The sequence below is a fragment of the Microvirga vignae genome (assembly GCF_001017175.1).
In the GTDB taxonomy this organism is placed as follows: Bacteria; Pseudomonadota; Alphaproteobacteria; order Rhizobiales; family Beijerinckiaceae; genus Microvirga; species Microvirga vignae.
Genome location: NZ_LCYG01000013.1, coordinates 1 through 3,598, shown reverse-complemented (window position 1 = coordinate 3,598; position 3,598 = coordinate 1). Strand labels below are relative to the sequence as shown.

Sequence of the window (3,598 nt, the reverse complement as noted above, 5' to 3'; positions counted from 1 at the left end):
GAGATCTGTCAGAGCACGCCAGATGCAAGGAGCATCCGATGACGACACACGGCATCGTCCAAGACGCCAGTCAGGACCAAACACGGTCATCCATGATGGCTTGGCGTGTGCATGAATTCGGCCCTCCGGAGACCATGCAGTTCGAGCGCGTTCTTGTGCCCAGTCCCGGCCCCGGCGAAGTCCTTGTCAAAGTGCACGCCGCCGGGGTTGGCCCGTGGGACGGTTGGATCAGGGCTGGAAAGAGCGCTCTGCCCCAACCCCTCCCCCTCACCTTGGGTTCAGACCTGGCGGGTGAGGTCCAAGCCGTCGGGCCCGATGTCACCGACCTGCGTGTCGGAGAGCAGGTTTATGGTGTCACGAACCCGCGCTTCATCGGGGCCTACGCCGAATATGCGCTGGCGTCGGCGGCGATGATCGCGCGAAAGCCGACTTCGATTGATTACATCGAAGCAGCCTCCGTTCCTGTCATTGCCGTGACGGCTTGGCAGGGGCTGTTCGATCAGGCGCAGCTCAAGGCCGGCCAGACGGTGCTCATTCACGGAGCAGCCGGCAATGTGGGAGCCTACGCGGTGCAACTCGCCCGCCGCGCCGGCATCCGGACCATTGTGACGGCCGCCACTGACGGCGTTGCATTCGTGCGCGAGCTCGGCGCAGACACAGTGGTTGACTTCCTGACCGATCGTTTCGAGGACGCTTCCCGGAATGTGGACGCCGTCCTCGATCTCGTCGGCGGTGAGACGCAACAGCGCTCGTTCCAGGTCCTGCGGCGCGGCGGCAAGCTGATTTCGGCCGTGTCCCAACCCGATCAGGTGCTTGCGAAGAACCATGGTGTCGAAGCGACCTTCTTTCTGGTCAATGTCACAACCCAGCACCTGACGGAGATTGCAGGCCTGATCGACAGCGGCGAACTGAGGACACGAGTGGGCACAGTCATCTCCCTTGCGGATGCACGCGAGGCTCATTTCATGCTGGACGGCATTCGCCCTGCGCCGAAGGGAAAGATCGTTCTCGCCGTGGATACCCAATGACGACTCTTGGTCAGCGGGCTGTGCGGCCGGGAAGCTCACGCAGCAAGCATGCGGTCGCGCGGCACCGGAGAAGAATATGAAAAACGAAGGTCCTCAATCGGGCGGCGCGATGATCGCACCGATGCGATGGTCTTATTGCACCGCGTGCGCGTGGTTTGTGGCGATGGCGGCTTGATGATAAGCTCACAGATGTTGGAAATGGCACTTTTCAAGCTGCATTTGGTCGTCGTGATCCTGGAGGACTCGGCATGCGGCATGATCCGCTGGAAACATGTGGCCGACCAGTTTGCGGACTTGAGACTAACCTTTCGCAAGCCGGACTTTATCAAGTATGCCGACGCCTATGGCGCCAAAGGGTGGCGTGTAACAGCCACGGAGGATCCCACTCGCAATGGTGGCCGCCATCGACGCAGGCGGCGTTTACCTCGTCTCGGTGCCGATCGACTATGGAGAGTACACGCGTTCTGTTTGAGGAACTCGGGACACTATCGGCCGATAGAGGTGCAGTCCCTTGAGTAATCGGGTTGCTATCGCACTAGAACGGACGCTCCGTCTTCATGGTGACTTCGCACGACAAGAGGAGAGCTGGTTATGCTCAGCGACAGGGACCGGATTTTCACCAACCTCTATGGGTTCCACGATTGGCGGCTCGCCAGTGCACGGATGCGCGGCGACTGGGACGGTACGTCAGTTCTGCTTGCGCGGGGACGGGACTGGATTGTCAATGAGACCAAGGCGTCGGGACTCCGCGGCCGCGGCGGCGCGGGGTTTGCAACGGGACTGAAATGGTCCTTCATGCCGAAGTCGTCCGATCATCTGCCCAGCTACCTCGTTGTCAATGCCGACGAGTCCGAGCCGGGAACCTGCAAGGACCGCGAAATCCTTCGCAGTGATCCTCACAAATTGATAGAAGGCTGCCTGCTCGCGTCGTTCGCTATCGGCGCGCATACTTGCTACATCTATGTTCGAGGCGAGTTTATCGAGGAAGCCTCTCATCTCCAGCATGCCATTGACGAGGCCTACCGTGCTGGTTTGATCGGCAGAAATGCCTGTGGTTCCGGGTGGGACTTTGATCTTCACCTTCATCGTGGCGCCGGCGCCTACATTGCCGGGGAAGAGACAGGTCTCCTCGAGAGCCTCGAAGGAAAAAAGGCGATGCCCCGGATGAAGCCGCCGTTTCCGGCGTCGATCGGCCTGTATGGCTGCCCGACAACGGTGAACAACGTCGAGACCATTGCAGCAGTGCCGACGATCTTGCGACGGGGGGCTGCCTGGTTTGCAGGACTTGGCCGGCCGAATAACGCAGGCACCAAGATATTCTCGATCTCCGGCCATGTGAACAGGCCGTGCAATGTCGAGGAAGCCATGAGCATACCCTTGCGCGAACTGATTGACACCTATGCCGGTGGAGTGCGTGGAGGGTGGGACAACCTTCTGGCGGTCATCCCAGGAGGTGGTTCAATGCCGCTCGTGCCGAAGAGTCTGTGCGATACGTTGCTGATGGACTTCGACAGCCTCCGCGACGTCAAAAGCGGACTTGGCACCGCGGCTATCGTCGTCATGGATAAGTCGACCGACCTGATTGCTGCCATCGCTCGATTGAGCGCGTTCTTCAAGCATGAAAGCTGCGGACAGTGCAGACCCTGTCGAGAAGGGACAGGGTGGGTGATGCGGGTCATGTATCGGATGGTCGAAGGCCGTGGCGATCCGGATGAGATCGATTTGCTGGAGCGAGTAACGCGCCAGATGGAGGGCCATACGATTTGCGCGTTTGGCGACGCTGCCGCCTGGCCCGTGCAAGGGCTGATCCGCCACTTTCGCCCAATGATGCTCGAGCGGATTGCATCATACCAACGTGAGCACCATCCAGCTCTCGCAGCGGAGTAGTTCGGCCCCTCGTCGGAGGCCTCGATCCAATGACGCTGAACTGCCCCCAGACGTTCGGAGACCATCATGGCACCAAAATCTAATAAGGATCAGCAGAAATTTACCAAGGATCAGGAGTTGCACGCGTATCGCGAGATGCTGCTGATCCGGCGCTTCGAGGAGAAGTCCGGCCAGATGTACGGCATGGGCCTCATCCGCGGCTTCTGCCATCTCTATATCGGCCAGGAGGCCGTCGTTGTCGGCATGCAGATGGCCACCAAAGAGGGCGACCAGGTGATCACCGGCTATCGTGATCACGGTCACATGCTGGCCTGCGGCATGGATGCGAAGGGCGTCATGGCCGAATTGACCGGGCGCCGCGGCGGCCTGTCGAAAGGCAAGGGCGGCTCCATGCACATGTTCTCCAAGGAGAAGCATTTCTATGGCGGCCACGGCATCGTCGGTGCGCAGGTGTCGCTCGGCACCGGCATCGCGTTCGCGAACCATTACCGCGAGAACGGCAATGTCTGTCTGACCTATTTCGGCGAAGGTGCGGCCAACCAGGGCCAGGTCTCCGAGAGCTTCAACATGGCGGCTGTCTGGAAGCTGCCTGTCGTCTACGTGATCGAGAACAACCGCTACGCCATGGGCACGGCGGTGAGCCGCGCCTCGGCGCAGACGGATTTCTCGAAGCGCGGCGTGTC

Annotated in this window: 4 protein-coding genes; all 4 read left to right on the top strand. The window is 60.5% G+C overall.

The annotated features are described in order from the left end of the window. Positions 1–92: 92 nt before the first annotated feature. Positions 93–1,028, top strand: coding sequence for an NADP-dependent oxidoreductase (locus tag AA309_RS03405; RefSeq protein WP_047187595.1), 936 nt, complete (start codon positions 93–95; stop codon positions 1,026–1,028). A 48-nt stretch (positions 1,029–1,076) separates the two neighbouring features. After that, complete coding sequence (locus tag AA309_RS03400) at positions 1,077–1,547, top strand: thiamine pyrophosphate-dependent enzyme (protein WP_244470243.1); 471 nt, start codon at positions 1,077–1,079, stop codon at positions 1,545–1,547. A 72-nt stretch (positions 1,548–1,619) separates the two neighbouring features. Beyond that, on the top strand, positions 1,620–2,915 hold the full coding sequence (gene nuoF / locus AA309_RS03395) for an NADH-quinone oxidoreductase subunit NuoF (protein WP_047187593.1): 1,296 nt from the start codon (positions 1,620–1,622) through the stop codon (positions 2,913–2,915). Positions 2,916–2,981: 66 nt separating this feature from the next. Continuing rightward, positions 2,982–3,598 (top strand): thiamine pyrophosphate-dependent enzyme (locus AA309_RS03390; protein ID WP_047187592.1); only part of this gene is annotated, 617 nt, incomplete at its 3' end.

Excerpts from the sequence above, each read along its gene's own strand:
- AA309_RS03400 (WP_244470243.1), top strand. The coding sequence starts at position 1,077 with ATGCGGTCGCGCGGCACCGGAGAAGAATATGAAAAACGAAGGTCCTCA.
- AA309_RS03405 (WP_047187595.1), top strand. The coding sequence starts at position 93 with ATGATGGCTTGGCGTGTGCATGAATTCGGCCCTCCGGAGACCATGCAG.
- nuoF (WP_047187593.1), top strand. The coding sequence starts at position 1,620 with ATGCTCAGCGACAGGGACCGGATTTTCACCAACCTCTATGGGTTCCAC.